Source organism: Nguyenibacter vanlangensis, from assembly GCF_013376155.1.
GTDB lineage: Bacteria > Pseudomonadota > Alphaproteobacteria > Acetobacterales > Acetobacteraceae > Gluconacetobacter > Gluconacetobacter vanlangensis.
The window spans coordinates 1-3,585 of the sequence record NZ_JABXXP010000289.1 but is presented as its reverse complement, the minus strand read 5'-3'; the positions used below and the strand labels follow the sequence as shown (position 1 = coordinate 3,585).

At 66.1% G+C, this 3,585-nt stretch carries 3 protein-coding genes; 2 read left to right on the top strand and 1 reads right to left on the bottom strand.

Features of this window, described 5'->3' with window-relative positions; translation table 11 throughout:
• A partial coding sequence (locus HUK84_RS12560; RefSeq protein ID WP_176640598.1) for an MFS transporter occupies positions 1-1,152 on the bottom strand: 1,152 nt, incomplete at its 3' end.
• 430 nt (positions 1,153-1,582) lie between these two features.
• Between HUK84_RS12560 and HUK84_RS12555 the strand changes: the two genes are divergently transcribed.
• Together HUK84_RS12555 and HUK84_RS22875 are read left to right on the top strand one after the other, a co-directional pair.
• Positions 1,583-3,265: an alginate export family protein gene (locus HUK84_RS12555; protein WP_176640597.1), complete on the top strand. Its 1,683-nt coding sequence runs from the start codon at positions 1,583-1,585 to the stop codon at positions 3,263-3,265.
• Between the two features lie 115 nt (positions 3,266-3,380).
• Positions 3,381-3,585: hypothetical protein (locus tag HUK84_RS22875; RefSeq protein ID WP_218064353.1), on the top strand; the 205-nt coding region annotated here is incomplete at its 3' end.

The window sequence follows — 3,585 nt, the reverse complement described above, 5'->3', positions numbered from 1 at the left end:
GGCCAGCACGCAGGCCAGGGCCGCGCCGGCAATGGCGGCGAAGGCCAGAAAGCCCGGACCATAGGAACCGGTCGCCTGCCGCGCCGCGCCCAGCGACGATGCCAGATAGAACCCGCCGATCCCGCCGCTCATCCCCACCAGCCCGGTCAGCACGCCGACTTTGTGCGGAAAGCGCGCCGGCACCAGTTGGAACACCGCGCCGTTGCCCAGTCCCAGCGCGAGCATGCCCAGGAAAAAGGCGGGAAACGCCAGATAGATCGACGGCAATCCCATCCCGATGGCCCCGAACACCAGCCCCGCCGCGGCATAGATCAGCGTCAGCGCCCGCGTGCCGCCGATCCGGTCGGCCAGCGCCCCGCCCAGCGGCCGCACGAACGACCCGACAAAGACGACCAGGGCCGTGCAGGTGCCCGCGACGGCAGGCGGCAGCGCGTACTGGTCGTTGAAATAGATGGTCAGGAACGAGGCCAGCCCGACGAACCCGCCGAAGGTGACGCTGTAGAAGAACATCAGGCACCAGCAATCCGCCGACCGCAGCACCGGCCACCAACCGGATATCCCGGGCGAAACCGGCCGCCGCACAGGTTCGCGTGCCAGCAGCAGAAAGGCCGCCAGCACCCCGGTCAGCGGCAGCGTGGCCAGCCCGATCACGTTCACCCAGCCGACCAGGATCGCCAGCCCCGGCGCGAACAGCGACGCCAGCGCCGTGCCCGAATTCCCGGCCCCGGCAATGCCCAGCGCCGTACCCTGGTAGCGCGGCGGATACCAGGCCGAGGCCAGGGGCAGCGCGATGGCGAACGACGCCCCGGCCACCCCCAGCACCAGGGCAATGCCGAACATCGCGGCATAGCTGTGCGGCGCCAGCAGCCAGGACAGGGCCAGGCCGGCAATCACCAGAAGCTGGGCGCCGATGGCGACCCGGCGCGGGCCGAACAGGTCGACCAGCCCGCCGGCCACGACCCGGAAAGCCGCGCCGGCCAGCACCGGCGTGGCCACCAGCAGCCCTTTCTGCCCGGCATTCAGGTGCAGGTCATGGGAAATGGCGATGCCCAGCGGGCCCAGCAGCACCCATACCATGAACGAGACGTCGAAATACAGGAACGCGGCAAGCAGGGTCGGCGCATGGCCGGCCTTGAGGAATCCCCTGTCCACAATACGATCCCAGATGACGCGCGCCATCCGCGACATCATCGCCCCGTGGGCCTGCGGATCGCCGTTGATCCACCCCGTGTCGTCCCGGCCTTCCCGGCCGCTTTCGTCCCGCCGCCGCTGACGGGATCGCTTGTTGCGTTTCTCAGCCTACAGGACGCAATAATATGATGTCAAAATGAATATGCGATGACATTGTAGTCCCAAAACATTACGTTTTGCTCATGTCGCGGGCGCATCCGCGGACCTGTCGTGCCGCACATTTAACAATTTAATATCGTGAATTAATAAACAACGATAATTCGCGTTGATTTGAATCAACAACGGTGCTCTACGATCATTATCGACAATCTATCCGAGCATCGTACCGACCGTGGCGCATATCCGACGCATTCATCCGGCTCTTCTTCCTTCGGCCACGATCCTGCTCTGCATGGGCGCTCCCGCCCTGGCTATTCCGGCTGGGGCGGCCCCGGCACCGTCTGCCGAGGCCGCCCAGACAACCGTGCCGACAACCGTGCCGACAACCGTGCCGACAACCGCGCCGGTCGCGATTCAGCATGACGGCAAGCGGGCCACCGGCCCCGTGTCGCGCCCGCCCATCCAGACCTTCCCCCATGCCGGCCCGGTCGGCCAGCCCCGTCGCCTCTCCCCGGCGCAGCTCGCCGCCCCGACCTCGACCCATGGGCCGTGGGGCGTGTTCAATGCCGGCAACGGCGAATCCGCGGGCTTCGGCCCGATCGGGCGCTACGGCGTCAATCCGGCCGCCGAAAACTGGCAATATCTGCGCAACCCCCGCCTGCATGACGACCCGTTCGACGCGTTGAAATTCATTCCCCTCAACCGCTCGGGCACCATCTGGCTCACCTTCTCGGGCGAAACCCGGGTGCGCAACTGGTTCGAACAGCGCCCGAATCTCGGCACCCGCAGCCCCAATGATTCCGGCCGGATGTCCATCCGCAACCTCTATGGCGCCGATCTGCATCTCGGCGCGCATGTGCGGCTGTTCACGCAGTTGATCAACGCCGATTCCGCCGGCTGGTCCGCCTATGGCTACAATACGACCTATCGCAAGCGCCTGGACGTGCAGCAGGCATTCCTGGAACTGACGGGGCGCGTCGCCGGGGCGCATGCCGGGTTCATCTTCGGGCGCCAGCAATTCCTCGATGCGCCATCCTATATCCTTTATGCGCGCGAGACGCCTTCGGTGCCCCTCTCATGGAACGGGTTCCGGACCTACGCCCTCTGGCCGCGCATCCGCATCGACGCCTATGATTTCGTGCAGACGAACGATTCCTACACGTCCATGTTCCGCGATACCGAAAATTACCAGAACCGGCTTTACGGTTTCAACACGACCTGGGCGCCGGGCCCGATCGCCGTCGGCCACGAACGGATGCAGAGCTTCCTGGACCTGTTCTATATCGGCTACAAGCTGGCCGGCAGCGCCGCCGCGATCCCGACGGCGACCAAATCCGCATCCGGTTCCACCACGCGCAATAATTTCGGCTTCCGCTGGCACGGCTCGGCGCCCTCCTTCGAATTCTCGGTCGGCGGCGTGTGGCAGGGGGGCACGTTCAACTACGCCACCACCAACCGCGCCCGCGACGTCAGCGCGTTCGCGGTGAATTCCATCGTTGGCTATCGCCACACGCCGTCGCCGCTGCATCCGTTCATCGGCGTGCAGGCCGACATCTATTCAGGCGGCGACGCCGCCCCGACCAGGGGCACGGTCGGGACCTACATCGCCCCCTACAGCCCGCAGACCAACTATCTGGACACCACGACCTATATCGCGCCCTCCAACCTGGTCAGCCTCTCGCCGGTGCTGCGGATCACGCCGCGCGATTATGTCAGCTTCCAGCTCAAGGCCCCCTTCATGTGGCGCGAGGACACCAACGCGCCGATCTTCACCTCGTCGGCGCGCTATACTTTCCCCCGGCCCTATAATGGCGGTTTCATCGGGGTGGTGCCGCAGGCGGCGCTCTCGCTGCAGTTGAACCGCCATCTGAACTGGACGCAATATGTCGCTCGCTTCGTCACGTCGAACGGGCTGGAGGCGGCCGGCGCGTCCGACGGAACCTATTACCAGTCCAATTTCGTGTTCCGGTTCTGAAACGCGGCCTTCCGCGCCGCCCTCCTACTCGCTTGGGGGCGACCGGGGGCGGAATTTGACGCCCGCCCGCCATCCTGCCTAAAGCATGGTCCGAATCCTGCGCGCGGGGGGCGACATGCTGGGGGCGAAACCGACCGCACGGACCGAACGGATCGCCGTTTCCCTTCGTCATCGCCTGCTGCAACGGGCACGGCATCTGGCGGAAAGAATACCGGCGTCACTGCCGGCTCCCGGGCGCGCCCTGGCGCGGCACGGCCTGCGTCTCGCCTATTGGATCGCGACACCCCGGCTGACCGGGGCCCGTCTCGCGGCCATGCGCC

Excerpts from the sequence above, each read along its gene's own strand:
- HUK84_RS12555 (WP_176640597.1), top strand. The coding sequence starts at position 1,583 with ATGGGCGCTCCCGCCCTGGCTATTCCGGCTGGGGCGGCCCCGGCACCG.